Origin of the sequence: Micromonospora sp. WMMA2032, from assembly GCF_002688545.1 — a bacterium.
GTDB lineage: Bacteria > Actinomycetota > Actinomycetes > Mycobacteriales > Micromonosporaceae > Micromonospora > Micromonospora sediminicola.
In genome coordinates, this window is record NZ_CP024052.1 from 5643395 (window position 1) to 5669296 (window position 25902).

Sequence of the window (25902 nt, forward strand, 5' to 3'; positions counted from 1 at the left end):
TTGTCCGGGCCTCGTGCCCGCGACCCGGTGCGTCCGATGAACGCCCGCTCGTACGTGGTCACCGGGGGCGGCCGGGGCGTGGGGCGGGCCGTCGTGGAGCGGCTGGCCGGCGACGGCGGCACGGTGGTCGTCGTCGAGCGGGACGCGGACGCGCTGGACTGGCTGGCCGGGCACCCCGACGCCGACCGGCTGCACGCCGTGACCGGGGACGCCGCCGACGAGGCGGTCACCGAACGGGCCGCCGACCGGGCCGAGGCAGCGGCGCCGTTGGCCGGCTGGGTCAACAACGCCGCCGTCTTCCGTGACGCCGCGCTGCACACTGCCCCGGCCGGCGAGGTGTTCGACCTGATCGCGGTCAACCTGCGTCCCGCGGTGGTCGGCGCCGGCACCGCCGTACGCCGGTTCCTGGCCGCCGGCAGCGGCGGCGCGATCGTCAACGTCTCCTCCCACCAGGCCCGCCGGGCGGTCCCCGGCGCGTTGCCGTACGCCACCGCCAAGGCGGCGGTGGAGGGGCTGACCCGGGCGCTGGCGGTCGACTACGGTCCGCGCGGCGTCCGGGCCAACGCGGTCGCGCTCGGCTCGATCCACACCGAGCGGCACGCCGCCTTCCTCGCCGGGCTGGAGCCGTCCGGGGCGGACCGGGTGGAGGCCGAGCTGGCCCGGCTGCACCCGGTCGGCCGGATCGGGCGCGCCGCGGAGGTGGCCGACGTGGTCGCGTTCCTGCTGTCGACGCGGGCCTCCTTCGTCAACGGCGCGACGCTGCCGGTCGACGGGGGCCGGGCCGCGCTCGGCCTCGACCCCGAGGCACGCTGACCCCCACCCCGACGGCCGGTAGCACATCGACGGCATGATCGGGTAGCTGTCCACAAGTCGCCGTTGTCCACAGACGAGGGTCCGTGGGCCGGTCCTCGGCGCGCCCTCGCCGCTAGCGTCCCGAGCCGTGTCAGACGACGAGGTGGCGACGGTGCGGCGGCGGCTCGCCCGGTTGTTCACGCCGGTGGGTCGCGCGACCGCCGATCCGGCGCCCGCCGACGGTGTGCCGCCCGCCGTCAGAGCGGCGACCCCCGGTCCGTCGCCGGCCCACCCGTTCCCGGTGCCGGAGCCCGGCGGACCGCGACGCGCGCCGGCCCACCCGTTCCCGGTGCCGGAGCCCGGCGCACCGCGACGCGTGCCGGCCCACCCGATCCCGGTGCCCAAGCCCGGCGGACCGCGACGCGTGCCGGCCCACCCGATCCCGGTGCCCAAGCCCGGCGGACCGCGACGCGGCCGCCCGGAGCCCGGCCCGACGCCGCTGTCCGGGGCGGACCCGGCGTCGGGCGAGGCCGATCCCGACAGCTCCGAGGCAAGGTCACCCGGCGAGCCCACGCGCGGGCCGGCGTCCCGGTTGCCGGGGCCGGGCGCGTTCGACCCGGGCCGTCGCGGTGTCCGTGCCCTCGCCGCCGTGGCCGCGCTCGTCGTCCTGGCGGCCGCCCTCTGGGCGTGGCGCTCTCGTCCGACCGCCGAACCGGTGGGTCCGGTCGCGCCGGCCGGCGTGGCCGGGGAGGCTACGCGGGAAGCGGCCGGCGCGACGACCGAGGCGGCTGCTCCGGCCGCCCCGTCCGGGCAGGTGGTCGTGGCGGTGGCCGGCAAGGTCCGCCGCCCGGGGCTGGTGCGGCTGCCGGCCGGCGCCCGGCTGGCCGACGCGGTGGAAGCGGCCGGCGGCGCGCTGCCCGGGGTGGACGTGGCGCTGCTCAACCCCGCCCGCAGGGTCACCGACGGCGAGCTGATCCTGGTCGGCGTCACCGCCCCGCCGGGGCAACCCGCACCCGGGCCGGCGGCCGGCGGCGGCCCGCCCGCGGGTCCGGTCAATCTGAACAGCGCCACCCTGGCCCAGCTCGACGCGCTCCCCGGCGTCGGGCCGGTGCTCGCCCAGCGGATCCTCGACCACCGGGAGCAGCACGGCGCGTTCCGGTCCGTCTCGGACCTGCGCCAGGTCGAGGGCATCGGGGACGCCCGCTACGAGCAGCTCAAGGACCTGGTGACGGTGTGAGCGTCGACGGCGCGGACGCCGCGTTGGACCTGCGGCTGGCCGGGTTCGCGGTGGCCGCGTGGCTGGCCGCGCTGGCCGGGCTGCACCTCGGCGTCCAGGCCCTCGCGGGGCTGGCCGCCGTCGCCGTTGCGCTCGTCCTCGTCGTGGCCCTGGGCCTGCGCGCCGGGCGGCACCGCCCCGTCGAGCCGCTCCGCCGGTACGGCTGGATCGCCGTCGCCGTGCTGCTGGGCGCGCTCTGCGGGGCGGCGGCCACCGGGGCCCGGCTCGCGGTCCGGGACGCCGCCCCGGTGCGGGCGCTGGTCGCCGAACGCGCCCTGGTCACCGCCGAGCTGGTGGTCCGGGACGACCCCCGGCCGGTACGCGGCGCACCCGGCCGCTCGACGATGCTGTTGGTCCGCGTCGACCTGCTGCGCCTCACCGGCCCCGACGGCGGTCGGCTCACCGGCCCGGTACGCGGCCTGGTGCTCGCCACCGATCCGGGCTGGCGAGGGCTGCTGCCGGGGCAGCGGGTCACCACCCGGGGGCGGCTGGCCGAGCCGCGTGGCGGCGACCTCACCGCGGCGGTGCTCTCGGTGACTGGGCCGCCGACCCGGCAGGGACGCGCGTCGTGGCCGCAGCGGGCGGCGGGCACGTTGCGCTCCGGGCTGCAACGTGCCTGCGAACCGCTGCCGGACGCGCCGGGCGGACTGCTTCCCGGCCTGGTGGTGGGTGACACGAGCCGGCTTCCGCCCGAGGTGGAGGAGGACTTCCGGGCCACCGGGATGACCCATCTCAACGCGGTGTCGGGGTCCAACGTGGCCATCGTCGTCGGCGCGGTGCTGCTGCTGGCCCGCTGGGCGCGCGCCGGCCCGCGTACCGCCGCCGGGTTCTGCGTGCTCGCGCTCGTCGGTTTCGTCATCCTGGTGCGGCCCTCGCCGAGCGTGGTGCGGGCCGCGGCCATGGGCGCGATCGGGCTCGCCGCGTTGGCCGCCGGCCGATCCCGGGCGGCGTTGCCCGCGCTGGCCGCCGCGATCGCCGCGCTGGTGCTGCTCGACCCGGAGCTGGCCGGGGACCCGGGCTTCGCGTTGTCGGTCTGCGCCACCGGCGGGCTGCTGCTGTTCGCCCCCGGCTGGCGGGACGCGCTGCGTCGCCGGGGCGTGCCGGTGGGGCTGGCCGAGGCGCTGGCGGTCCCGGCGGCCGCGCAGCTCGCCTGCGGTCCGGTGATCGCCGGCATGTCCGCGACGGTCAGCCTGGTGGCGGTGCCGGCGAACCTGCTGGCGGTGCCGGCCGTCGCGCCGGCCACGGTGCTCGGCGTGCTCGCCGCGGTGCTGTCGCCGGTGTGGCCCGGCGGGGCCGAGTTCCTCGCCTGGCTGGCGAGTTGGCCGGCCCGCTGGCTGGTGACCGTGGCGGCCCACGGGGCCGTGCTGCCGGCCGGGACCCTGCCGTGGGTGGGCGGGGTGGTCGGCGCGCTGCTGCTGGCGGTCGTGAGCGTGGCGCTGCTGCTCGCCGCCCGCAGGCGTCGGGCCCGGCGGCTGGTCGCGGCCGTCGTGGTGGCGGTGGTGCTGGGCGCGCTGCCGGTCCGGCTGCTCGCCTCCGGGTGGCCGCCGCGTGGCTGGGTGGTGGTGGCGTGCGCGGTGGGGCAGGGTGACGCGTTGGTGCTGCCGGTGGCCACCGGTCGGGCCGTGGTGGTCGACGCGGGTCCGGAACCGTCCGGCGTGGACGCCTGCCTGCGCCGTCTCGGCATCCGCGAGGTGCCACTGCTGGTGGTCAGTCACTTCCACGTGGACCACGTCGGCGGGGTGGCCGGCGTGTTCCGGGGCCGGCGGGTGGGCGCGGTGGTGAGCCCACCCTGGCCCGAGCCGGCCTACGGCGTCGCCCAGGTGCGCGAGGCGGCCCGTCGGGGCGGCGCCTCGCTGGCCCCGGCGCCGGCGGGATGGCGTTGGGGGCAGGGCGCGGTGCGGCTGGTCGCGGTCGGGCCGCCGTACCCGCTGCGCGGCAGCCGCTCCGACCCGAACAACAACTCCCTGGTCCTGACCGCCACCGTGTCCGGGGTGCGGATCCTGCTGGCCGGGGACGCCGAGACCGAGGAGCAGCGGGCGGTGCGGGAGACGCTCCCGGCCGACGCGATCCGCGCCGACGTGCTGAAGGTGGCGCATCACGGGTCGGCGTACCAGGATCCGGAGTTCCTCGCCGCGGTCCGCCCGGCGGTCGCGCTGGTCTGCGTGGGTGTCGACAACGACTACGGGCACCCCCACCCGGCTCTGCTGGGCCGGTTGGCCCGTGGCGGTGCGCGGGTGGTGCGGACCGACACCGACGGGGACGTGGCGGCGGTCCGGACCGCGACCGGCCTGGCGGTGGCGGTACGCGGCGCCGCCCCTGGACGACCCCGGTGACCCGATGACGGACAGGAGGGAATCTTGGTGGGATAGGCGAGGATCAAGGCAAATGTCTGGATTTGCGTTGAGTGCGGGCTGTGCCGTCACAGTCCCCGATGAGCAGGCACGATCGGGTCGGAGGGCGTGCGAGTATGGGCGACGTGACCCCCGCCAGCCTGCCTCCTATTCTGCTCGTCCTCGGCGACGAGGAGCTGCTCGCCACGCGCGCGGTCACCGAAGCCGTGGCGCGGGCCCGTGAGGTGGACGCCGACGTGGACGTCCGGGAATACCAGGCCGGCTCCCTGACGGTCGGCGAGATCGACGAGATGTTGAGCCCGTCGCTGTTCGGCGGCCGGCGCGTGCTGGTGCTCCGCTCCGGCCAGGACGCCCGCAAGGACCTGTCGGCCGCGCTGCTGGCGTACGCGAAGAATCCCGACCCGGACGTGCAGCTGGTGGTGCTGCACCTCGGCGGGGCCAAGGGCCGGGCGTTCGCCGACGGGCTGCGGTCCGCGGGCGCCACCGTGGTGCCGGCGGCCAAGCTCAAGGGGCACCGCGACCGGGTGGCCTTCGTGCGGGAGGAGATCCGCCGCAACGGTGGCACGTGCACCGAGGACGCCGCCGAGGCCCTGATCGCGGCGGTCGGCGCCGATCTGCGCGAGCTGGCGGCCGCCTGCTCGCAGCTCGTCGCCGACACCGACGGGCGGATCGGGGCCGACACGGTCTCCCGCTACTACCGGGGTCGGGTCGAGGTGACCGGCTTCACCGTGGCCGACGCGACGATGGTCGGCGACGTTCCCGGCGCCCTGGAGGCGCTGCGGTGGGCGCTGCACGTCGGGGTGGACCCGGTGCCGATCGCCGACGCGCTCGCCGACGGCGTACGGACCGTGGCCCGGGTCGCCTCGGCCGGCCGGGGCAGCGCCTACCAGCTCGCCAGCAGCCTCGGCATGCCGGCGTGGAAGATCGAGCGGGCCCAGCGCCAGGGCCGGGGCTGGACGCCGGAGGGCCTGGTCGAGGCGATGCGCGTGGCCGCCGAGTGCAACGCGGCGGTCAAGGGTGGCGCCGACGACCGGGCCTACGCGCTGGAACGGGCCGTCTTCTCGGTGGCCGCGGCCCGGCGGGGCGGCGCCCGGTGACCCGAGCGTGGTCGACCGTGCCGACGGACGAGGAGCGGTTCCGACCGCTCTACGCCCGGGTGCTCGGCCTGCGCTTCGTCAACCCGGGCGGGGTGCTCTGCTTCCTCTTCTTCGAGGGGGCGGCGGCGCTGGCCGTGCTGCTCGCCCTCGCCGAGCTGGTGAGCTGGTGGGCGGTGCTGGTCCTGCCGACCGCGGTGGCGGTGATGGTCAAACTCAACGACGTCGTGGCCGAGATGGTCGTCCGCACCGCCGCCCAGGTCCCCGAACAGGAGCGGGACCGGTTCCGCCGGCAGATGGAGCCGGTCGTCGGGCGGGCCCCGGTGCCGACCACGGCCCGGGCGCTGCCCGGCGGCCCGAGCCTGGCCGGACCGGGGGCGCCGCGCCCGGCCGTTCCCCACCACCAGCCGGGACGATCCACGCTGCCGTTCGACCGGGCCGGCGAGCGGAGACGCGGGACCGAGCCCGGCGTGACCTGGCCGGACTCCTTCCGTTGACGACGGCACGCGCGGCACTGCAGGGCCGAACGTCGGGTGCGGGGACAGCGCGCCCGCATGCCGGCGAACTCCGCTGACGTCGGTGCCGGTGGCCCGTGCGCCCGGGCCGACGAGGACCCCCACGGCGCGGACGTGACCTGCCACCATGGACCTCCGCGCGGGCAGCGGGACGGCCGTCCGGGTGCCGGGCACCGGCCGTCGGATCTCCAGCGTCATCGCCCTGCGGCACCGAGGCGAGACGCAGCGGCTGGTCGACGAGGGTAGGCGGCACCCCCGGCTGACGGCGGGCGGGCGGTGCCGGATTCTCAGATGATCGGGTGCCGATAGCGGTCGGACAGGGGGCGAAGATCGGGCTCGCCGAACCTCTCCACCAGCGCCGCGAACCGGGCCACCTTGTCCGCGCCGAACCGTCGCACTCCGACGGCGTAGGACTCCGCGGTCACGAACGTGGGCGGTGCCGTCTTGCTGTGGAACTTGTCCGCGTACAGCACCAGCTGTTCTTCCGGCGTGTCGGCGGTGTAGTCGGCCACCGGCAGCGGCAGGCACTGCCGCAGCACGTCCTCGCGAGTGAGCCCGACCCCGGTGTGGTGGGAACAGAACCTGCTTATCCGCTCCGAGAACCCGAGGTCACGCAGGAGCGCATGCCCGAGCACCCCGTGGCGGACGTAGTTCGCGTGATCGAGTTCTCCGGTCGCCCCGTAGAGGCGATAGACACCGATGTCGTGCAGGAGGCTGCCCGCACGGACCAACTCGACGTTCAGATCCGTGGGGCACCTGTCGAGCAGCTGCTCGGCCACGGCGCACACGATCCGGCAATGGGTGTAGACGAGCGTGAAGGCTTCCTCGTGGGGTGCGATCCGTTCGTGCAGCGCCCGGATCTGCTCGTCGGTCGGGACGGCCAGCGTGTGATCGAGGGTCACGTGTCGGCACCTGCCTCGCCGGGCCACTCTCCGGACAGCCGTCGATGCCGGGCCCGGGCCGCCAACTCTGGCGGCAGTGCGCCGTGCCGACGGTCCCGCCCGGTCCTCCGCCCCGGGCGGAGGACGCCGTGGAACGTTGACAGCCGGAAGCCCCGGGGCGTTGCCCCGGGGCTTCCGGTCGGGTCTACGGCGTTGGTCAGGCCGAGAACGACGCGACGCGCTTGGCGATCGCCGACTTCCGGTTGGCCGCCTGGTTGGCGTGGATGACGCCCTTACTGGCGGCCTTGTCCAGCTTCCGGGTGGCCTCGCGCATGAGAACGCTGGCCTTCTCGGTGTCGCCGGCCTCGGCAGCCTCGTTGAACTTCCGGATGGCGGTCTTCAGCGACGACTTGACCGACTTGTTACGCAGCCGGCGCTTCTCGTTCTGCCGGTTGCGCTTGATCTGGGACTTGATGTTCGCCACGCGACAGCCTCGTCTTGATAGCTCGGGTTGGTCTGCATTCGCGCACGACGAGCATGCGTCATCGCCGCGCGAATAGCCAGGCTACCAGGTCGGTCCCGGACGAGCCAAAACGCCTCCGGGCGACCCCGCCACCAGCATGCCGTCGCAACCCGGGATCACGCCAGATCGGCACCACCTCGGGGAGGTGGTGTGGTCCGGGCCCGTGCGACACCGCCACTTCCCCGAGCTGGTGTGGATCAACGAGCTGGGGTGGATCCAGCGGGGCGCGCCCAGGACCAGCCTTGCCGCTCGGCCAGCCAGGTGAGCGCCTGCTCGCCGCTCCAGCGCCGGTGGGCGCGCAGGTGCGCAGACATCGTCGACGGCCCGGCGGCGGCGCCGGTCAGGTGGTAGCCGGCCAGCGCGGCGAGCGTCACGTCCAGCGCGTCCTCGGGCGCGCCCGCCACGGCCGGGTGGCGGGCGAACGCGGCGTCGGCGGCCAGGCCGCTGGCGTACGCGGTGAGCAGCAGGCCGGCCAGGTCGAACCAGGCGGGTCCGTGGCAGAGCCAGGTCCAGTCGCACAGCCAGGCACGGCCGGCGGGGTCGAGCAGGAGGTTGTCCACCCGCAGGTCGCCGTGGGCCAGCCCGGGGGCGGCGTCGGCGTAGCCGGGGAGGCGGGACTCCAGCGCGACCAGCTCCGCCAGCGGGGCCCCGGCCGCCGGGGCGGGGAGTGGTTCGCGGCCGGCGGCCACCTCGCCCCACCAGAGGATGTCCTCCCGGGCCAGGTCGGCGAGGCGGGGCAGCCCGAGCGCGGCGAGGTCACCGGGCGGGTCGGCGAGCGCGGCGGCCACCTCGGCGTACGTGGTGAGGGCGGCGTCCAGCTCGGCCGGGTCCCAGGGCAGCCGGGGGACGCGCCCGTCGATCGCGTCGAGGGCCAGGGCGTACCAGCCGACCGCGGTCAGCGCCCAGCGCGGCCGGGGCACCGGCAGGCCGGCGGGGAGCCGGGCCAGGACGGCGGCCTCGTGGGCGTACCAGTCGACCAGGTGCCGCTGCCCGTCCAGCGCCGCCGCCTTGACGAACACCGGGTCGCCGCCCGGGCCGGTCAGCACGGCGGCGAAGCCGCGGGTGAAGCCGCCGCCGGCCACCCGGACCGCCGCCGGTGGGCCGCCGAGCCGGGCGGCCAGCGCGTCACGCAGCCCCGGCGGCAGGTCGACCCAGCCGGGCCGCTCGGCCGTGGCCCCGTACGCGACGGGGGGTAGCGAGATCGCACGCACCGCACCATGCTGCCGCACCGACGGCGCCCGGTGTGGGCCGCGGCGTCGGTGGGCTCTGCCAGACTGCCTGACCATGAGGACCGACGAGTTCTGGCAGTTGATCGACGACGCCCGGAGCGGGGCCGGGGGAGAGCCCGACGCGGTCGCCGCCCGGGCGGTCGCGCTGCTGGCCGAGCGCGACCCGGAGGAGATCGTCGGGTACGCCCACCACCAGCGGCGGGTGCTGGCCGCCTCCTACCGGGTCGACCTGTGGGGCGCGGCCTACCTGATCAACGGCGGCGCGTCGGACGACGGCTTCGAATACTTCCGGGGCTGGCTGATGACCCAGGGCCGGGCGGTCTTCGCCCGGGCGGTCGCCGAGCCGGACTCGCTGGCCGAGCTGCCCCGGGTGCGGGCGGCCGCGCTCAGCGGCGAGGAGTTCGAGTGCGAGCCGATGCTGGCGGTGCCGTGGGAGGCCTACCGGAAGGCCACGGCGAGCGAGTTGCCGGCCGACCGCGACCCGGTGCCGGAGCCCGACCTGAACGACTTCTGGGACTTCGACGACGAGGAGGAGGCCCGGCGTCGGTTGCCGAAGCTCGCCGCGCTCTTCGTCGAGCCGCCCCAGGAGTGACGGGGGAGCCCGGGCGAGCGCCGGGCGACGTGGGAGCATAGAGGGGGCCGGCGACGCGCCGGCCCGCTCACGTCAGCCGACCAGAACGGACCGCTGTGCCACCGACGCTCGATCCCGGCGCGAACGCTCCTGGTGCCACCGACCCGGCGCGCATCCGGAACTTCTGCATCATCGCCCACATCGACCACGGGAAGTCGACCCTGGCCGACCGGATGCTGCAGCTCACCGGCGTGGTCGATCCCCGGCAGATGCGCGCGCAGTACCTGGACCGGATGGACATCGAGCGCGAGCGCGGCATCACCATCAAGAGCCAGGCCGTCCGGATGCCGTGGACGATCCGGGAGGGCGACCGGGCCGGCGAGACCGCCGTGCTCAACATGATCGACACCCCCGGCCACGTCGACTTCACCTACGAGGTGTCCCGCTCGCTGGCCGCCTGCGAGGGCGCGATCCTGCTGGTCGACGCCGCGCAGGGCATCGAGGCGCAGACGCTGGCCAACCTCTACCTGGCGCTCGAGAACGACCTGCGCATCATCCCCGTGCTCAACAAGATCGACCTGCCGGCCGCCCAGCCGGAGAAGTACGCCGAGGAGCTGGCCCACCTGATCGGCGGTGACCCGGCGGACTGCATCCGGGTCTCCGGCAAGACCGGTGAGGGCGTGCCCTACCTGCTCGACGAGATCGTCCGGCAGTTCGTGCCGCCGGTCGGCGCGGCCGAGGCCCCGGCCCGCGCGATGATCTTCGACTCGGTGTACGACGTCTACCGCGGCGTGGTCACCTACGTCCGGGTGGTCGACGGCCGGATCTCGGCGCGGGACCGGATCAAGATGATGTCCACCGGCGCCGTCCACGAGCTGCTGGAGATCGGCGTCATCTCGCCGGAGATGGTGAAGGCCGACGCGCTCGGCGTCGGTGAGGTGGGCTACCTGATCACCGGCGTGAAGGACGTCCGCCAGTCCCGGGTCGGTGACACGGTCACCATCAACGGCAACCCGGCCAAGGAGGCGCTCGGCGGCTACAAGGACCCGAAGCCGATGGTCTACTCGGGTCTCTATCCGATCGACGGCTCCGACTACCCGAACCTGCGTGAGGCGTTGGACAAGCTCAAGCTCAACGACGCCGCGTTGGTCTACGAGCCGGAGACGTCCGGGGCGCTCGGCTTCGGTTTCCGCTGCGGCTTCCTCGGCCTGCTCCACCTGGAGATCATCCGGGAGCGGCTGGAGCGGGAGTTCAACCTGGATCTGATCTCCACCGCGCCGAACGTGGTCTACCGGGCCCTCACCGAGGACGGCCAGGAGATCGTGGTGACCAACCCGAGCGAGTACCCGACCGGGAAGATCGCCGAGGTGTACGAGCCGACGGTGCGGGCCACCGTGCTGACGCCCAACGACTACGTCGGCGCCGTGATGGAGCTGTGCCAGGGCCGGCGGGGCAACCTGCTCGGCATGGACTACCTCTCCGCCGACCGGGTGGAGCTGCGCTACACCCTGCCGCTGGCCGAGATCATCTACGACTTCTTCGACCAGCTCAAGAGCCGCACCAAGGGCTACGCCTCGCTCGACTACGAGACCTCCGGCGAGCAGGCCTCCGACCTGGTCAAGGTCGACATCCTGCTGCACGGCGAGCCGGTGGACGCGTTCAGCGCGATCGTGCACAAGGACAAGGCGTACAACTACGGCACGACGATCGCGGCGAAGCTGCGCGCGCTGATCCCGCGCCAGCAGTTCGAGGTGCCGATCCAGGCGGCCATCGGCAGTCGGGTGATCGCCCGGGAGACGATCCGCGCGATCCGCAAGGACGTGCTCGCCAAGTGCTACGGCGGTGACATCAGCCGTAAGCGCAAGCTGCTGGAGAAGCAGAAGGAGGGCAAGAAGCGGATGAAGATGGTGGGCCGGGTGGAGGTCCCCCAGGAGGCGTTCATCGCCGCGCTCTCCTCCGACTCCGGCGACGCCAAGCCCGCCGGCAAGAAGTAGCCGCAGAGCCGTACCACCGGCCGGCGTCCTCGTCCGAGGGCGCCGGCCGGTGCGCGTTCTCAGGAAATTTTCAGCTGCGGACGACGCTCCTACCTGCGGTTTCGGGCCGCGGCGGCGGTCAGAAGGGCTCGGACGGCGCGGAGGTCGGTTTCGGTTTTCGGCGGGTCGGGAACTTAGCGGTCACGACAGGAACCGCACAGAACGTGCGAAACCGCTTATAGGAGGACCGACCGTGGAGTTCACCGTCTGGGGCATCATCACCGCGCTGATCGTCGGCCTGATCGTCGGCGCGCTGGGCCGGCTGGTCGTGCCGGGTCGTCAGAACATGCCGATGTGGCTGCACATGCTGATCGGCGTCGGCGCCGCGCTGCTGGGCACGATCGTCGCCCGGGCCTCCGGCTTCGCCGAGACCGCCGGCATCGACTGGCGCGAGCTGCTGCTGCAGGTGCTCTTCGCCGCCATCGCGGTCGCGCTGGTGGCCGGCGTCGGTCGTCGGCGGGGCGTCACCCACCACTGATCGCGCACCCTGCGCCTCGACGGGCGCCCGGCCTCACCGGCCGGGCGCCCGTCGGCGTTTCCGCATTGAACCCGGTCGGTTCCCTCGCGCTCCCGTCGGGGGCAATCGGGCTGGGGTTTTCGGGGAGAAACCCCAGCTCACTGCCCGTCCGAACAATTCGTCACCGAAGTCGGTTTGGATTTTTGGCGGGTCGGGAACCTATCGATCACGACAGTGAACACACGACATCGTGTGACTTGATCCGAAGGAGGAGGGCGACCATGGAGCTCACCGTTTGGGGCATCATCACCGCGCTGGTCGTTGGTCTGATCGTCGGCGCGCTGGGCCGGCTGGTCGTGCCGGGCCGGCAGAACATGCCGATGTGGCTGCACATGCTGATCGGCGTCGGCGCCGCGCTGCTGGGCACGATCGTCGCCCGGGCCTCCGGCTTCGCCGAGACCGCCGGCATCGACTGGCGCGAGCTGATGCTGCAGGTGCTCTTCGCCGCCATCGCCGTCGCCCTGGTGGCCGGCGTCGGCCGTCGGCGTAGCGTCTCGCGCTACTGACCCCGCACCACAACGCCTCGACGGGCGCCCGGCCTCACCGGCCGGGCGCCCGTTCGCGTACGCCCCCTCTGAGCTGCCCGGACGGCACCCCTGCCGGCCGGGCCTCCGGCTGCGATACGGTCGCCTCGGCCGCCCGCCGCGAACACCCCCTGTTGTAAAGGAAATTTTCCTACTAAGGTGCGGCGGAGAAGGTTAGTGCCAAACGGCCCTGAGGGAGATATGGCGTGAACAGGTGGAAGCGGCTGGCTCCGGTCACCGCCATCGTGGCGTCGGCCGCGCTGGTGCTGACCGGTTGCGGTGGCTCCGGCGACGACGACAAGGCCGCCGACAACAGCAAACTGACGGTCTGGATGATGGGTGAGGGCGGCGACGCCCAGACCACGTTCCTCGACACGGTCGAGGCGGAGTTCAAGAAGAAGCACCCCGAGACCGACGTGGTGGTGCAGTACATCCCCTGGCTCGAGGCGCCGAAGAAGTTCCAGGCCGCGCTCGCCGGTGGGGAGGGTCCCGACGTCACCGAGCTGGGCAACACCGAGACCCAGGGCTGGGCGGCGCAGGAGGCGCTCGCCGACGTCACGGACAAGTTCAACGGCTGGTCCGAGGGCAAGGACATCCTTCCCGACCTGGTGAAGAACGCCCAGCTCGACGGCAAGCAGTACGGCGTCCCGTGGTACGCCGGCGTGCGCGCCGTCTACTACCGCACCGACTGGTTCGCCGAGGCCGGCGTGAAGCCGCCGACGAACTGGGACGAGATGGTCGCCGCCGCCAAGGCCGTCCAGGCCAAGAAGCCCGGCACCTACGGCATCGCCCTGCCGGGCAACTCCGAGCTGCCGTTCTACTCCTTCCTGTGGGGGGCCGGCGGCGAGATCGCCACCAAGGAGGGCGACACCTGGAAGTCCGGCTACAACACCCCCGAGGCGCAGAAGGCGGTCAAGTTCTGGACCGACCTGGTGACCGTGCACAAGGTCGCCCCGCCCGCCGCCGCGGGCTGGAACGAGGTCGACGCCCGGACCCAGTTCGCCACCGGCAAGGCCGCCATGGCGTTCGCCGGTAGCTGGCAGGGCGGCGCGATGAAGAAGGACAACCCCGACATCGAGAAGGTGTGGGGCACGTTCCCGATCCCCGGCCCGGACGGCAAGGCCGCCCCGGCGTTCGCCGGCGGGTCCGACATCGCGGTCTGGAAGGACAGCGAGCGGCAGGCGCTGGCCTGGGACTACATGACCGTGCTGCTGAGCAAGCAGAAGGACCAGGAGTTCGCCAGCAGCCTCGGCTTCTTCCCGGTCTACAAGGACCTGGTCAGCGGCGGCAACTACGCCGACGACAAGGTGATGGCCGCGTTCGCCACCGCCATCCAGAACACCAAGCTGACCCCGCTCACCCCCAAGTGGGTCGAGGTCAGCCGGACCAAGACGGTGACCCAGGCGATGAACAGCTCGGTCATCAAGGGCCAGAAGACGGTCGAGAAGGCAACCGCCGACGCGGCCACCGAGATGGAAAGCATCCTCAACGCCAAGTGACCACGCTGACCGAGGCCACCGACGAGGCCGCCGCGCGGGGGGAGACCCCCGCGCGGCGGCCCCGCCGAAAGGTGGACCGCCTCCCGTACCTGCTGCTCCTGCCCTGCCTGGCGATCATCGCCGTGCTCCTGCTCTGGCCGCTCGGCCAGGTCGTGATGATGTCCTTCTACAAGTTGGACAGCGTCCGGCAGCTCCGGGGGGACCGCGAGTGGCCGTGGGTCGGCCTGGCCAACTACGCGCAGATCCTCGGCGACCCGTTCTTCCGTACGGTGTTGCGCAACACCGTGCTGTTCGCGGTCGCCAACGTGGCCCTGACCATGGTGCTGGGCACCCTGGTCGGGCTGCTGCTCAACCGGCTGGGCAAGAAGATGGCCACGTTCGTGGCGAGCTGCGTGATGCTCGCCTGGGCCACTCCGGCGCTCACCGGCACGATCGTCTGGAAGTGGATCTTCGACGACACGAGCGGCCTGGTCACCTGGCTGTTCAACAAGCTCCCGGACGGGCTCTCCACGACCCTGTTCGGGCGCAGCGACTGGACCGGCTACGGCTGGTTCAACGACCCGCTGATGTTCTTCGGCATCCTGACGCTGGTGGTGGTCTGGCACTCGTTCCCGTTCATCGCGGTGAGCGTGCTGGCCGGGCTCAAGAGCGTGCCGACCGAGCTGCAGGAGGCGGCCCGGGTCGACGGCGCCGGACCGTGGAAGGTCTTCTGGTCGGTCACGTTCCCGATGCTGCGGCCGGTCTTCGGCATCCTCGTGGTGCTCTCCACGATCTGGGACTTCAAGGTCTTCACCCAGCAGTTCGTGCTGGCCGGCGGCACGCAGGACCGCTCGACGTTCATGCTGTCGATCTACTCGTACGCGGAGGCGTTCTCGCCGCCGCCCAAGTACGGCCTCGGCTCGGCCATCGCCGTCATCCTCACCGTGATCCTGCTCGTGGTGACCGCCCTGTACGTCCGCATGGTGCTCAAGCAGGAGGACGAGTCGTGAAGAAGATCGCCCTCAACGGTGCCGGCCTGCTGGTCGCGCTCTTCGCCGCGTTCCCGGTCTACTGGATGGTGGCGACCTCGCTGAAGCCCAACCGGGAGATCTTCTCGTCCACGCCGCGCCCGGTGCCGGCGGAGCCGACGCTGGAGCACTACCGGGAGATCCTCACCGGCAACCTCATCCCCGGCGTGACGTTCGTCGACTTCTTCCTCAACAGCGTGCTGGTCGCGGTGGCCACCGTGCTGCTGAGCGGTCTGGTCGCGCTGCTCGCCGCCACCGCGGTGGCCCGGTTCCGGTTCAAGCTGCGCACCAGCTTCCTGATCCTGCTCCTGGTGGTGCAGATGATCCCGCTGGAGGCGCTGGTCATCCCGCTGTTCCTGATGATCCAGCGGCTCGGCCTGTACAACACGCTGCCCAGCCTGATCCTCACCTACCTCGGCTTCTCGCTGCCGTTCGCGGTCTGGATGCTGCGCGGCTTCGTCGCCGCGGTGCCCAAGGAACTGGAGGAGGCCGCCGCGATCGACGGGGCCAGCCGGGCCCAGACGTTCCGCAAGGTGCTCTTCCCGCTGGTCGCACCCGGCCTGGTGGCGACCAGCATCTTCTCCTTCATCACCGCGTGGAACGAGCTGATCTTCGCGCTGACCTTCATCAACGACCAGGAGAAGTACACCCTGCCGGTGGCGATGACGTTCTTCTTCGGTCGGGACGACACGGCCTGGGGCTCGGTCATGGCCGCGTCCACGCTGTTCACCCTGCCGGTGATCGTCTTCTTCCTGCTGGTCCAGCGTCGGATGGTCTCCGGCCTGGTCGCCGGCGCGGTCAAGGGCTGAGCCTAGGCTGATCGCCATGACGGGCAGGCTGGTGGCGGTGAACCTCGGCACGGTCACCGAGGCGGAGTGGGCGGGCGACGCGAGCGGTCGCAGCGGCATCGACAAGCGTCCGGCCGAGGGCCGGGTGCCGGTCACGGCCGCCGGGCTGACCGGCGACTTCATCGGCGAGCCGGCCCACCACGGCGGCCCCGACCAGGCGGTCTACGCGTACGCCGAGGAGGACGCCGCCTGGTGGGCCGCGGAGTTGGGGCGGCAGCCCCGCCCGGGCGTCTTCGGGGAGAACCTCAGCACCTGGGCGGTGGACGTGACCGGCGCGGTCGTCGGCGAGTGCTGGGCGGTCGGCTCCGCGCTGCTCCAGGTGACCAAGCCGCGCACGCCGTGCCGGACGTTCGCCGGCTTCTGGGGCGTACCGGACCTGATCAAGCGGTTCACCCTGCGGGGCGCGCCCGGGGCCTACCTGCGGGTGCTGCGCGAGGGCGAGATCGGTGCCGGCGACCCGGTCGAGGTGGTCGACCGGCCGGCACACGGGGTGACCGTCGGCGAGGTGTTCCGCGCGACCACGCTGGAGCCGGAGCTGCTACCCCGCCTGCTCGACGTGCCGGAGCTGCCCGAGCCGCTGCGGGAGAAGGTCCGCCGCCGGCTCGCCGGCTGACCGGCGCCGGCCGGATCAGGTCGCGGCGAAGACCTCGGCCAGCACCTGCGTGGCCGGGTCACCCTTCACCCGGTCCCAGGTGCCCTGCTCGGCCGTCCACTCCAGGTTCGCGAAGCGGACCCGCTTCACGCCGTGGTCGTCGGCGTGCGACACCAGCCAGTGCGCGTAGCGCCAGCCGTCGCGGTCGTCGCCCGCCGGCACCGTCAGCCCGGTGAGATCGGTCCCCGCGGTCAGCCGGGGCAACCCCCAGTCGAGCGTGAGCCCCTCCAGCAGCGCACTGGCGGCGGCCGGTCCGCGCATGGTCGGCGTCGAACCGACGGTGCAGGCCACCGCTCCGGTCGCCTCACCCAGCAGGGCGCGGGTCAGGACCTGCGACTCGTCCGCCCACTTCTGGTACGCCTCGGGGTAGGCCGACCGCTGCACCCGCTGGGCGGCCTCGGTGACCCGCATCCGCTCCCAGCCCCTGACCCTCTTCAACGCGGCGTAGAACTTGTTCGCCGCGTAGCGCGGGTCCTGGATCTCCTCCGGCGTGCCCCAACCCTGGCTCGGGCGCTGCTGGAACAGGCCCAGGGAGTCCCGGTCGCCGTGCGCGATGTTGCGCAGGTGCGACTCCTGGTAGGCGGTGGCCAGCGCCACCACCACCGCCCGCTCGGGCATCCGGCGCTGCACGCCGATGGCCGCGATGGTGGCCGCGTTCGCCATCTGGTCGGCGCCGAGCACCACCTCGCCGTCGGCCTGCACCGTGCAGGTCCGGCTGGCCACCGGCAGGCGCAGGTGGTGACCGAACTGCTTGGTGACGAACCAGATCGCGAGCAGGGCCAGCACACACACCGCCACACCAGATGCCACGATCGCCGCTCGCGTCCGCACCCGCACCCCCTGTCCCGACAGTCCGACCAGCGTACGTCGGCCACCTCACATCCCGGCTCGGCCGACCGGCTGTCTCACCCCGGCGTCACCGGGCCGCCACGTACCGCGTCGATGTGGCCGGCCGGTGAGCGGCGCTCCCGCCCCTCAGTCTCCGGTCGGCACCCACGACGCGGGGCGCTTCTCCCGGAACGCCAGGACCCCCTCGCGCCCCTCGTCGGAGAGGAAGTACCCGGTGGAGAGCGCCGCCAACTCGGCGATCTCGGCCCGCAGGTCGGTGGCGGCCGGGCGGCGCAGCAGTTCCTTCGCCCCGGCCAGGGCACGAGGCGCCCCCCTGACCAGCGAGGCGCAGTACCGCTCCACGGCGGCGTCCAGCCCGTCCGCCGGCACCGCGGCGGTGACCAGGCCGACCTCGGCGGCCCGCCGGCCGTCGAAGGTGTCCCCGGTCAGGTACAACTCGGCCGCGGCCCGAGGGCTCAGCCGGGGCAGCACGGTCGCCGAGATCACCGCCGGGATCACCCCGATCCGCACCTCGGTGAACGCGAACGTCGCCTCCTGCGCGCAGACCGCCAGGTCGGCGGCCGCGATCAGGCCCAGCCCGCCGGCCCGGGCCGGCCCGGCCACCTTCGCCAGCACCGGCTTCGGGCACTCCCGCACGGCGACCAGCACGTCGCCGAGCATCCCGGCGGGCACGGTCCCGCTCGCGTACGCGGCGGCGGTCTCCTTCAGGTCGGCGCCGGAGCAGAAGACCGGACCGGTGTGGTCCAGCACGATCGCCCGGACCGTGTCGTCGGCGACCGCGGCGGCCAGCCCGGCCAGCAGCTCGGTCATCAGCGCCGTGGAGAGCGCGTTGCGGTTGTGCGGGCTGTCCAGGGTGAGGGTGGTCACCCCACGGGCCGTGGCGACCCGCACGAGAGCGTCCGGAGAGGTCATGCCGGGCACACTAGTGGCCATGCCCGGCGTCCTTCCAGAAGGCGAACCCGTCCCGCGCGACGGCTCGCTGCCCGCCGCCGCCCGCCGCGCCGTCGGCGCCCGCGGCTTCGGCGTGTACGTGCACGTCCCGTTCTGCGCCAGCCGGTGCGGCTACTGCGACTTCAACACGTACACCGCGTCGGAGCTGGGCGGCGGGGCGAGCCGGGAGACGTACGCCGACAGCGTGCTGGCCGAGCTGGCGCTCGCCGACCGGGTGCTCGGCGACACGCCGCCGCCGCGGGTCGACACCGTCTTCGTCGGTGGCGGCACGCCCACCCTGCTGCCCGCCGACGACCTGGCCCGGATCCTCGACGGCATCGACCGCACCTGGGGGCTGGCCGCCGACGCCGAGGTGACCACCGAAGCCAACCCCGAGTCGGTCACCCCGGAGTCGCTCAAGACGCTGCGGGCCGCCGGCTACACCCGCATCTCGCTGGGCATGCAGTCCGCCGCGCCGGGGGTGCTCGCGGTGCTCGACCGCCGGCACAGCGCCGGCCGGGCCACCGCCGCGGCCCGGGAGGCGCGCGATGCCGGATTCGACCACGTCAACCTGGACCTGATCTACGGCACGCCGGGGGAGACGGCCGAGGACTTCGCCGCCTCGCTGGCGCAGGTGGTCGAGGCGGGGGTGGACCACGTCAGCGCGTACGCCCTGATCGTGGAGGACGGCACCCGGTTGGCCGCGCGGATGCGCCGGGGCGAGCTGCCGTACCCCTCCGACGACGTGGCGGCGGACCGCTACCTGGCCGCGGAGGAGGCGCTCGGCGCGGCCGGCTTCTCCTGGTACGAGGTGTCCAACTGGGCCCGCTCGGCGGCGGCGGCGTGCCGGCACAACCTGCTCTACTGGACCGGCGCCGACTGGTGGGGCCTGGGCCCGGGGGCACACAGCCACGTCGGCGGGGTGCGCTGGTGGAACGTCAAGCACCCGACCGCGTACGCGGCGCGGCTGGCCGAGGGCGCGTCACCGGCGCTGGCCCGGGAACGGCTGACGCCCGACGAGCAGCACATGGAGGACGTGATGCTGCGGGTGCGGCTCGCCTCCGGGCTGCCGCTGGACGTGCTCGACGAGGCCGGCCGGACCGGCGCCGAGCGGGCCCGGGACGCGGGGCTGCTGGACGCCGGGGCGTACGCGCGGGGCCTGGTGGTGCTGACCCTGCGCGGCCGGCTGCTGGCCGACGCGGTGGTCCGCGACCTGCTGCCCTGACCGGCGCCGGCCGGCCCCGTCGTCCGGGACCGGCCGGAGCGGATCACTTGATCAGGCTGGCCGACATCGGGTAGCGGTAGAGCTGACCCTCGTTGGCCTTCACCCCGGCCAGGATGCCGAAGACGATGCCGACGATCATGGCGCCGAAGCCGATCACCAGACCGATCAGGATGCAGGTGAGGATCCAGCCGACCAGCGCGATGACCGACCAGATGAGCTGGAAGTTGAGCGCGGCGATCGCGTGCGCCCGGACGGTGGGGGACTGGTTGCCCCGGGCCAGCAGCGCCACCAGCGGCGCGATCCAGCCCAGCACGCCGCCACCGATCAGCATCCCGGCGGCGCCGCCGAAGTGCGCGACCAGGGCCCAGGTCTTGTCGTCGTTGTTGGCGTAACCGGCCGGCGGGCCGTACCCGCCGCCACCGGGGTAGCCGGCGCCGTAGCCCGGCGCGCCGCCGCCCGGCGGGGGATAGCCACCCGGCGGCGGGTAGCCGCCGCCCGACGGGGGTTGGCCGCCCGGGGGTGGATAGTCACCGGGCGGGGGATAGCCGCCCGCCGCCGGTGCCCCGGACAGTGGTGCGGTGGGCGGCTCACCGGCAGGCGAGGAGCCGTAGGGCGCCGACGGCGCGGTCGGGTCGGGCTGGGGGCCGGGGTCCCCCGCTCCGGGAGGGCGAGGAGGTTCAGTCATGCACGTCACGGTAGGTCCCGCCGGCAAGTGGCACCAGGGCTGTTCGGCCCCGGCGCGTCGACGGAGGGCGGTGGGGCGCACCGGAGGTCCGTCGCTGATCATCGCGTCGGCGGGGGTGCCGACGTAGACTGGCACTCGCTACAGTCGAGTGCCAGCCGCGTCAGGAGGTGGGGGACATGGGTCTCGACGACCGGAAGCTCGCCGTGCTGCGCGCGATCGTCGAGGACTACGTCGCCACGCAGGAGCCGGTGGGCAGCAAGGCCCTGGTCGAGCGGCACCAGCTCGGCGTCTCGCCGGCGACCGTGCGCAACGACATGGCGGTGCTGGAGGAGGAGGGCTACATCCGGCAGCCGCACACCAGCGCCGGCCGGGTGCCCACCGACCGTGGCTACCGCCTCTTCGTCGACCGGCTGTCCCGGGTCAAGCCGCTCAGTCCGGCCGAGCGGCGGGCGATCGAGCGCTTCCTGGTCGGCGCCGTCGACCTCGACGACGTGGTGCACCGCACGGTCCGGCTGCTCGCGCAGCTGACCCGGCAGGTCGCCGTGGTGCAGTACCCGAGCCTGGCCCGCTCCAAGGTGCGCCACCTGGAGCTGGTGCCGATCTCCACCACCCGGCTGATGGTCGTCATGATCGCCGACACCGGGCGGGTCGAGCAGCGGCTGGTCGAGCTGCCCGCCCCGGTGCCCGCCGACGACGTCACCGCCCTGCGCCGGCTGGTCAACGAGAAGCTGGTCGGCTGCCAACTGGCCGAGACGCCGCCGCTGGTGCAGGCGCTGGTCGAGGAGTCCGCGCCCCAGCTGCGCCCGGCCATGACCACGCTCTCCACCGTGCTGCTGGAGACGCTCGTGGAACGGCACGAGGAGCGCATCGCGCTGGCCGGCACGGCCAACCTCACCCGGGGTGGCCTGCTCGACTTCCAGGGCTCGCTGCGCCCCATCCTGGAGGCGCTCGAGGAGGAGGTCGTGCTGCTCAAGCTGATCGGCGAGACGGAGCCGAGCACCACCCGGGTGCTCATCGGCGACGAGAACGAGATCGACAACCTGCGGGCCGCCTCGGTGGTCAGCACCGGCTACGGCCCGGGTGCCACGATCGTGGGTGGGCTCGGCGTGCTCGGGCCGACCCGGATGGACTACCCCGGCACCATCGCCACGGTGAGGGCCGTGGCACGCTACGTGGGCGAACTGCTGGCCCAGAACTGACCAGTCAGGGCCGACGGCCGGCCTCGGCCGACGACCGGCGTGACGCGAGACGAACATGAGGACACCGAACGCAGTGGCCAGGGACTACTACGGCATTCTCGGCGTGAGCCGGGACGCCTCCGACGACGAGATCAAGCGCGCCTACCGCAAGCTGGCGCGGCAGTACCACCCGGACGTGAATCCGGACCCGGAGGCACAGGAGAAGTTCAAGGACATCAACGCCGCGTACGAGGTTCTCTCGGACGACCGGAAACGGCAGATCGTCGACCTGGGTGGCGACCCGCTCGCCCCGGGCGGCGGGGGCGCCGGCGGTCCGGGTGGTCCCGGTGGCGCCGGCCCGTTCGTCGGCTTCCAGGACATCATGGACGCGTTCTTCGGCGGCGCGGCGGGCGGCAGCCGGGGTCCCCGGCCGCGCACCCGTCCGGGCGCGGACGCGATCCTGCGGCTGGAGCTCGACCTCAACGAGACCGCGTTCGGCGTCGAGGCGCCGATCACCGTCGACACCGCCGTGCTCTGCACCACCTGCTCGGGCGCCGGCACCGCCGCCGGCACCCACCTGGCCACCTGCGAGGCGTGCGGCGGTCGGGGCGAGGTCCAGTCGGTGCAGCGGACGTTCCTCGGCCAGGTGGTCTCCGCCCGGCCGTGCACCGTCTGCCAGGGCTACGGCACCACGATCCCGCACCCCTGCCCGACCTGCGCCGGCGACGGCCGGGTGCGCACCCGTCGCTCGCTGACCGTCAAGATCCCGGCCGGCGTCGAGGACGGCATGCGGATCCGCCTCGCCCAGCAGGGCGAGGTCGGTCCGGGCGGCGGCACCGCCGGCGACCTCTACGTCGAGATCCACGAGCGGCCGCACGACGTCTACTCCCGCAAGGGCGACGACCTGCACTGCCGGGTCACCGTGCCGATGACCGCCGCCGCGCTCGGCACCCGGTTGACCATCAAGACGCTCGACAGTGAGGAGACCGTCGACGTCAAGGCGGGCACCCAGCCCGGCAGCACCCTGCGCCTGCGCGCCCGGGGCGTGCCGCACCTGCGCGGCACCGGTCGTGGCGACCTCTACGTCCACCTGGACGTGCGGACCCCGACCAAGCTCGACGCCGACCAGGAGCGGATGCTGCGCGACTTCGCCAAGACCCGGGGCGAGGAGGTCGCCGAGCTGACCAAGCAGGGCGGCTTCTTCTCCCGGATGCGCGACGCCTTCAACGGGCACGCCTGAGGTGTCCGCCCCGCTGTTCCTGGTCGAGGCGCTGCCCACCGGTGACACGCTGACGCTGGACGGCCCGGAGGGGCACCACGCGGCCACCGTGCAACGGCTGCGCGTCGGCGAGGAACTGCTGCTCGCCGACGGCCGGGGCGGCACCGCCGCCGCGGTGGTCACCGCCGTCGGCCGGGGCACGCTCGACCTGCGGGTCACCACCCGGGGGTACGCGGACGCGTGCGTCCCCCGGCTGGTGGTGGTGCAGGGCATCGCCAAGGGCGACCGGGGTGAGCTGGCCGTGCAGGCGATGACCGAGGTGGGCGTGGACGAGATCGTGCCGTGGGCGGCGTCCCGCTCGGTCGTCCAGTGGCGCGGCGACCGGGGCGTACGGGCCCGGGAGAAGTGGGCGGCCACCGCCCGCGAGGCCGCCAAGCAGGCCCGCCGACCGTGGCTGCCGGTGGTGGCGGGAGCACCCGACGAGTCCACCGCCACGGTCACCCGACGGATCGCCGGCGCGGCGGCCGCCTTCGTGCTGCACGAGGAGGCAGAGGAGCGGCTGACCACCGCCGAGCTGCCGTCGACCGGCGAGATCGTGCTGGTGGTCGGCCCCGAGGGCGGCATCGCCGAGGCCGAGTTGACCGCGTTCACCGACGCCGGCGCCCACCCCGTCCGCCTGGGCCCCTCGGTGCTCCGCACCTCCACGGCCGGCGTAGCCGCCCTCTCCGTCCTCTCCACCCGCCTCTCCCGCTGGTAACCCTCGTCGATCTTGCACTTTGTGACTCGGCAAAGGTGACGAAACGCCCATCGCGAGGGCCGGAAGTGCAAGATCGCGGGGGAGGGCGGGGTCAGGTGCGGAGGTAGGAGGCGCCGTTGAGGTCGATGATGGTGCCGGCGGCCCACTCCGCTTCCGGGCTGGCCAGCCAGTGCACGGCGGCGGCGATCTCCTCGGGGCGGGCCACCCGGTGGAACGGGGACTGGGCCCGGACCGCGTCGCCGCGCTCGCTCTTGAGGTGCTCGTTGGTCATGTCCGTCTCGACGAAGCCGGGAGCCACACAGGCCACCCCGATGCCGTACGGGGCCAGCGCCACCGCCAGCGACTGCGCCATCGCGTTCATCCCCGCCTTGCTCGCCCCGTACGCCGGGTTCGCCGGCTCACCGCGGAACGCGCCCCGGGACGAGACGTTCACGATCCGGCCGCCCCGCTCCCGCATGTGCTGGGCGGCGCACCAGGCCGCGTTCGCGGCGCCGACCAGGTTGGTGTCGAGCACCTCCCGCCACCGCGCCCGCCACTGCTCGTAGCTGCTGCCGAAGACGGGGTGCGGCGGGTCCGCCGGGCCGAAGACGCCGGCGTTGTTGACCAGCACGTCGAGGCCCCCGAGCAGTCGGGCCGCCTCGTCCACCATGACCCGGACCGCGTCCGCGTCGGCCAGGTCGGCGCGGACCACCACGTGCCCGTCGCCGGGCAGCTCGCCGCGCAGCGCCTCGGCCAGCTCGGCCGAGTCCCGGTGGTGGATCGCCACCCGGTCCCCGCCGGCCGCGAACGCCCGCGCGACCGCCCGTCCGATGCCCCGCGAGGCCCCCGTCACCAGCACCGCCCGTCCCGCCATGCCGGCCATCCTGCCGCACCGCGCCGAGGGGTCGGCCGGGGCCCCGTCGGTCACCGCCCCTCCCTAGACTGCGGCGATGGGAGTCGACTGCCTGTTCTGCCGGATCGTCGCCGGAGAGATCCCGGCCACCATCGTCCGTGAGACCGCCACCACCCTCGCCTTCCGGGACATCGACCCGAAGGCGCCCACCCACGTGCTGGTGATCCCCAAGGAGCACTACGCGGACGTGGCCACGCTCGCCCAGGGCGACCCCGGGCTCGCCGGCGAGGTGCTCCACACCGCGGCCGTGGTGGCCGAGGAGGAGGGCCTGACGGTGGACGGCTTCCGGCTCATGTTCAACACCGGCCCGTACGGCGGCCAGGAGGTCTTCCACGTGCACGCCCACCTGCTCGGTGGCGCGCCGCTCGGCCCGATGCTCTGCCGGTGACCATGACCGGGATCTCCGACCGGCTCGACCGGATGGTGCGGCAGGCGCAGGCGAAGGGCCGGATCCCGGCGGTCTCGGCGGCCCTGCACCGGGCCGACCGCCCGCTCTGGACCTGCGCGGTGGGCGGCACCGGCAACGACACCCCGCTCGACGCCGAGACGGTCTTCCGGATCGGCTCGGTCACCAAGACCTTCACCGCGACGCTGGTCATGCAGTGCCGCGACGACGGCCTGCTCGACCTGGACGACCCGATCGGGCGGCACCTCGACCTCACCGCGCACGGCGAGCTGACCGTGCGCCGGCTGCTGTCGCACACCGCCGGCCTGCAACGCGAGCCGCACGGCGACGTGTGGGACAGCCTGCGCGCGCCCGCCGTCGACGAGCTGCTGGCGGACCTGACCCGGGTCGAGCGGGTGCTGCCCACCGGCCGGCGGTTCCACTACTCCAACCTCGGCATGGCGCTGCTCGGCGAGCTGGTCGCCCGGCTGCGGGGTGGCTCCTGGGCCGAGGTGCTCGCCGAGCGGGTGCTCGACCCGCTCGGGTTGACCGCCACCGGCGCCCGGCCGGGGGAGCGGGCGGCGACCGGTTTCCTGGTCGACGAATACTCCGACGAGGCGCACCCGGAACCGCCCACCGACTTCGGCGCGGTGGCGCCCGCCGCCCAGCTGTGGAGCACCGCGCCGGACATGGCGCGCTGGGCGGCGTTCCTGGCCGACCCGCGGGCGCTGGACCCGGCCGGCGCGGTCCTCGCCCCGGCCACGGTCGAGGAGATGCGCTGGCCGCTGACCACGACCGACGAGTCGCTCTGGGCGGCCGGTTTCGGGCTGGGGCTGATCCTGGTGCCGCAGCCGGCCCGGGTGACCCACGTGGGGCACGACGGCGCGATGCCCGGCTTCCTGGCCGCCGTCTACGGCCGGCGCGGCGGGGACGGCACCCCGGGCGCGATGGGCGCGGCGGTGCTCGGCTCGTCCGGCGCCGGGGTGGAGGTGTTCGACCTGGTGCACGACCTGCTCGCCGCCGCCGCCGAGCACGACCCGGCGGAGATCGAGCCGTGGCGACCCGGTCCACCCGCGCCCGATCACCTGCGCGGAATGCTGGGCCGCTGGTGGGGCGAGGGCTTCGAGTACGTCTTCTCCTGGCACGACGGCGCGCTGCGGGCCCGCGGCGCGGGCGACCCGGCCGGTAAGCCCCCGGCGGTGTTCGCGCCGCTGCCGGACCGGCCGGACGTGTTCCGCACGGTCTCCGGCCGGGAAGTGGGCGAGCTGCTCCGGCTGACCCGGGACGAGAAGGGCGTGGTGGTCCGGATGCACTGGGCGACCTACCGGTTCACCCGCCGCCAGGAGACCTTCGACGGCTACGACTTCCGGGTCGGCGGCTGAGCGCCGGAGCACCGGAAATGGACGCGGTGCGTGCGGTGCCGACCCGATACGATGGGAGCAACCGTACGCCGCGCCAGCAGGGCCCGGC

At 73.8% G+C, this 25902-nt stretch carries 26 protein-coding genes; 19 read left to right on the forward strand and 7 right to left on the reverse strand.

Going from position 1 to position 25902, the window contains the following annotated elements; genetic code table 11:
• Nucleotides 1-36: 36 nt before the first annotated feature.
• The 5 genes from CO540_RS26230 (at nucleotide 37) to CO540_RS26250 (ending at nucleotide 6010) form a co-directional block, all read left to right on the forward strand.
• Nucleotides 37-813 carry an SDR family NAD(P)-dependent oxidoreductase gene (locus CO540_RS26230; protein ID WP_099164017.1) on the forward strand — a complete coding sequence of 259 codons (777 nt, stop codon included), beginning with the start codon at nucleotides 37-39 and terminating at the stop codon, nucleotides 811-813.
• Between the two features lie 328 nt (nucleotides 814-1141).
• Nucleotides 1142-2029: a helix-hairpin-helix domain-containing protein gene (locus tag CO540_RS26235; protein WP_371682314.1), complete on the forward strand. Its 888-nt coding sequence runs from the start codon at nucleotides 1142-1144 to the stop codon at nucleotides 2027-2029.
• A complete protein-coding gene (locus tag CO540_RS26240) occupies nucleotides 2026-4401 on the forward strand; it encodes a ComEC/Rec2 family competence protein (RefSeq protein WP_172967941.1) in 2376 nt (791 codons plus the stop codon). The genes CO540_RS26235 and CO540_RS26240 overlap by 4 nt, the downstream gene beginning before the upstream one ends.
• A gap of 134 nt (nucleotides 4402-4535) precedes the next feature.
• Nucleotides 4536-5516 carry a DNA polymerase III subunit delta gene (gene holA / locus CO540_RS26245; protein ID WP_098746956.1) on the forward strand — a complete coding sequence of 327 codons (981 nt, stop codon included), beginning with the start codon at nucleotides 4536-4538 and terminating at the stop codon, nucleotides 5514-5516.
• Nucleotides 5513-6010: a hypothetical protein gene (locus CO540_RS26250; RefSeq protein WP_253866198.1), complete on the forward strand. Its 498-nt coding sequence runs from the start codon at nucleotides 5513-5515 to the stop codon at nucleotides 6008-6010. The genes holA and CO540_RS26250 overlap by 4 nt, the downstream gene beginning before the upstream one ends.
• Before the next feature lie 305 nt (nucleotides 6011-6315).
• On the opposite strand, the gene CO540_RS26255 is transcribed toward CO540_RS26250, so the two are convergent.
• From CO540_RS26255 to CO540_RS26265, 3 genes are all read right to left on the reverse strand, one after another.
• The gene (locus CO540_RS26255) at nucleotides 6316-6930 is read right to left on the reverse strand and encodes an HDIG domain-containing metalloprotein (RefSeq protein ID WP_216642304.1); all 615 of its coding nucleotides are present in this window, start codon (nucleotides 6928-6930) and stop codon (nucleotides 6316-6318) included.
• A 196-nt stretch (nucleotides 6931-7126) separates the two neighbouring features.
• Entirely contained in the window at nucleotides 7127-7393 is a 267-nt protein-coding gene (gene rpsT, locus CO540_RS26260; protein WP_091571988.1) for a 30S ribosomal protein S20, read from the reverse strand.
• Between the two features lie 236 nt (nucleotides 7394-7629).
• The gene (locus CO540_RS26265; RefSeq protein ID WP_371682246.1) at nucleotides 7630-8661 is read right to left on the reverse strand and encodes a phosphotransferase family protein; all 1032 of its coding nucleotides are present in this window, start codon (nucleotides 8659-8661) and stop codon (nucleotides 7630-7632) included.
• 55 nt (nucleotides 8662-8716) lie between these two features.
• Between CO540_RS26265 and CO540_RS26270 the strand changes: the two genes are divergently transcribed.
• From CO540_RS26270 to CO540_RS26305, 8 genes are all read left to right on the forward strand, one after another.
• On the forward strand, nucleotides 8717-9253 hold the full coding sequence (locus CO540_RS26270) for a DUF4240 domain-containing protein (RefSeq protein ID WP_099164019.1): 537 nt from the start codon (nucleotides 8717-8719) through the stop codon (nucleotides 9251-9253).
• A gap of 95 nt (nucleotides 9254-9348) precedes the next feature.
• Nucleotides 9349-11226, forward strand: coding sequence for a translation elongation factor 4 (gene lepA / locus CO540_RS26275; protein ID WP_099164020.1), 1878 nt, complete (start codon nucleotides 9349-9351; stop codon nucleotides 11224-11226).
• Nucleotides 11227-11458: 232 nt separating this feature from the next.
• Nucleotides 11459-11743, forward strand: a complete 285-nt coding sequence (locus tag CO540_RS26280) for a GlsB/YeaQ/YmgE family stress response membrane protein (RefSeq protein WP_091572003.1) — start codon at nucleotides 11459-11461, stop codon at nucleotides 11741-11743.
• Between the two features lie 260 nt (nucleotides 11744-12003).
• The gene (locus tag CO540_RS26285) at nucleotides 12004-12288 is read left to right on the forward strand and encodes a GlsB/YeaQ/YmgE family stress response membrane protein (RefSeq protein WP_098746948.1); all 285 of its coding nucleotides are present in this window, start codon (nucleotides 12004-12006) and stop codon (nucleotides 12286-12288) included.
• Nucleotides 12289-12512: 224 nt separating this feature from the next.
• Nucleotides 12513-13805: a sugar ABC transporter substrate-binding protein gene (locus CO540_RS26290; RefSeq protein ID WP_099164021.1), complete on the forward strand. Its 1293-nt coding sequence runs from the start codon at nucleotides 12513-12515 to the stop codon at nucleotides 13803-13805.
• On the forward strand, nucleotides 13802-14794 hold the full coding sequence (locus CO540_RS26295; protein WP_099164022.1) for a carbohydrate ABC transporter permease: 993 nt from the start codon (nucleotides 13802-13804) through the stop codon (nucleotides 14792-14794). The genes CO540_RS26290 and CO540_RS26295 overlap by 4 nt, the downstream gene beginning before the upstream one ends.
• Entirely contained in the window at nucleotides 14791-15621 is an 831-nt protein-coding gene (locus tag CO540_RS26300; RefSeq protein ID WP_091572020.1) for a carbohydrate ABC transporter permease, read from the forward strand. Before CO540_RS26295 ends, CO540_RS26300 begins: the two co-directional genes overlap by 4 nt.
• Before the next feature lie 16 nt (nucleotides 15622-15637).
• Entirely contained in the window at nucleotides 15638-16273 is a 636-nt protein-coding gene (locus tag CO540_RS26305) for an MOSC domain-containing protein (protein ID WP_099164023.1), read from the forward strand.
• 15 nt (nucleotides 16274-16288) lie between these two features.
• Here the strand turns inward: CO540_RS26305 and CO540_RS26310 are convergent, their stop codons facing one another.
• A complete protein-coding gene (locus CO540_RS26310) occupies nucleotides 16289-17149 on the reverse strand; it encodes a hypothetical protein (RefSeq protein ID WP_172967942.1) in 861 nt (286 codons plus the stop codon).
• A 138-nt stretch (nucleotides 17150-17287) separates the two neighbouring features.
• The gene (locus CO540_RS26315) at nucleotides 17288-18073 is read right to left on the reverse strand and encodes an enoyl-CoA hydratase-related protein (RefSeq protein WP_099164952.1); all 786 of its coding nucleotides are present in this window, start codon (nucleotides 18071-18073) and stop codon (nucleotides 17288-17290) included.
• A 19-nt stretch (nucleotides 18074-18092) separates the two neighbouring features.
• Here CO540_RS26315 and hemW point away from each other — a divergent pair, with 19 nt between their 5' ends.
• Nucleotides 18093-19316 (forward strand): radical SAM family heme chaperone HemW, encoded by a 1224-nt coding sequence (gene hemW, locus CO540_RS26320; RefSeq protein ID WP_172968076.1) that lies wholly within the window; start codon nucleotides 18093-18095, stop codon nucleotides 19314-19316.
• Between the two features lie 43 nt (nucleotides 19317-19359).
• On the opposite strand, the gene CO540_RS26325 is transcribed toward hemW, so the two are convergent.
• Nucleotides 19360-20001, reverse strand: a complete 642-nt coding sequence (locus CO540_RS26325) for a DUF4870 domain-containing protein (protein ID WP_091572031.1) — start codon at nucleotides 19999-20001, stop codon at nucleotides 19360-19362.
• Between the two features lie 176 nt (nucleotides 20002-20177).
• Between CO540_RS26325 and hrcA the strand changes: the two genes are divergently transcribed.
• The 3 genes from hrcA to CO540_RS26340 all read left to right on the forward strand — a co-directional run bounded on the left by hrcA (nucleotide 20178) and on the right by CO540_RS26340 (nucleotide 23155).
• Nucleotides 20178-21200 carry a heat-inducible transcriptional repressor HrcA gene (gene hrcA, locus CO540_RS26330; RefSeq protein WP_098746941.1) on the forward strand — a complete coding sequence of 341 codons (1023 nt, stop codon included), beginning with the start codon at nucleotides 20178-20180 and terminating at the stop codon, nucleotides 21198-21200.
• A 73-nt stretch (nucleotides 21201-21273) separates the two neighbouring features.
• Entirely contained in the window at nucleotides 21274-22419 is a 1146-nt protein-coding gene (dnaJ, locus tag CO540_RS26335; RefSeq protein ID WP_172968077.1) for a molecular chaperone DnaJ, read from the forward strand.
• Between the two features lies 1 nt (nucleotide 22420).
• The gene (locus CO540_RS26340) at nucleotides 22421-23155 is read left to right on the forward strand and encodes a 16S rRNA (uracil(1498)-N(3))-methyltransferase (protein ID WP_099164025.1); all 735 of its coding nucleotides are present in this window, start codon (nucleotides 22421-22423) and stop codon (nucleotides 23153-23155) included.
• A 91-nt stretch (nucleotides 23156-23246) separates the two neighbouring features.
• Here CO540_RS26340 and CO540_RS26345 read toward each other — a convergent pair whose 3' ends face one another.
• Nucleotides 23247-24008, reverse strand: a complete 762-nt coding sequence (locus CO540_RS26345; RefSeq protein ID WP_099164953.1) for an SDR family NAD(P)-dependent oxidoreductase — start codon at nucleotides 24006-24008, stop codon at nucleotides 23247-23249.
• Between the two features lie 76 nt (nucleotides 24009-24084).
• On the opposite strand from CO540_RS26345, the gene CO540_RS26350 reads away from it, so the two are divergent.
• Nucleotides 24085-24435, forward strand: a complete 351-nt coding sequence (locus CO540_RS26350; protein ID WP_091572052.1) for a histidine triad nucleotide-binding protein — start codon at nucleotides 24085-24087, stop codon at nucleotides 24433-24435.
• A 2-nt stretch (nucleotides 24436-24437) separates the two neighbouring features.
• Entirely contained in the window at nucleotides 24438-25814 is a 1377-nt protein-coding gene (locus CO540_RS26355) for a serine hydrolase (protein WP_099164026.1), read from the forward strand.
• Nucleotides 25815-25902 lie beyond the last annotated feature (88 nt).

Excerpts from the sequence above, each read along its gene's own strand:
- CO540_RS26230 (WP_099164017.1), top strand. The coding sequence starts at position 37 with ATGAACGCCCGCTCGTACGTGGTCACCGGGGGCGGCCGGGGCGTGGGG.
- holA (WP_098746956.1), top strand. The coding sequence starts at position 4,536 with ATGGGCGACGTGACCCCCGCCAGCCTGCCTCCTATTCTGCTCGTCCTC.
- CO540_RS26270 (WP_099164019.1), top strand. The coding sequence starts at position 8,717 with ATGAGGACCGACGAGTTCTGGCAGTTGATCGACGACGCCCGGAGCGGG.
- CO540_RS26285 (WP_098746948.1), top strand. The coding sequence starts at position 12,004 with ATGGAGCTCACCGTTTGGGGCATCATCACCGCGCTGGTCGTTGGTCTG.
- CO540_RS26305 (WP_099164023.1), top strand. The coding sequence starts at position 15,638 with ATGACGGGCAGGCTGGTGGCGGTGAACCTCGGCACGGTCACCGAGGCG.
- CO540_RS26315 (WP_099164952.1), bottom strand. The coding sequence starts at position 18,073 with ATGACCTCTCCGGACGCTCTCGTGCGGGTCGCCACGGCCCGTGGGGTG.
- hemW (WP_172968076.1), top strand. The coding sequence starts at position 18,093 with ATGCCCGGCGTCCTTCCAGAAGGCGAACCCGTCCCGCGCGACGGCTCG.
- CO540_RS26325 (WP_091572031.1), bottom strand. The coding sequence starts at position 20,001 with ATGACTGAACCTCCTCGCCCTCCCGGAGCGGGGGACCCCGGCCCCCAG.
- hrcA (WP_098746941.1), top strand. The coding sequence starts at position 20,178 with ATGGGTCTCGACGACCGGAAGCTCGCCGTGCTGCGCGCGATCGTCGAG.
- CO540_RS26345 (WP_099164953.1), bottom strand. The coding sequence starts at position 24,008 with ATGGCGGGACGGGCGGTGCTGGTGACGGGGGCCTCGCGGGGCATCGGA.
- CO540_RS26350 (WP_091572052.1), top strand. The coding sequence starts at position 24,085 with ATGGGAGTCGACTGCCTGTTCTGCCGGATCGTCGCCGGAGAGATCCCG.
- CO540_RS26355 (WP_099164026.1), top strand. The coding sequence starts at position 24,438 with ATGACCGGGATCTCCGACCGGCTCGACCGGATGGTGCGGCAGGCGCAG.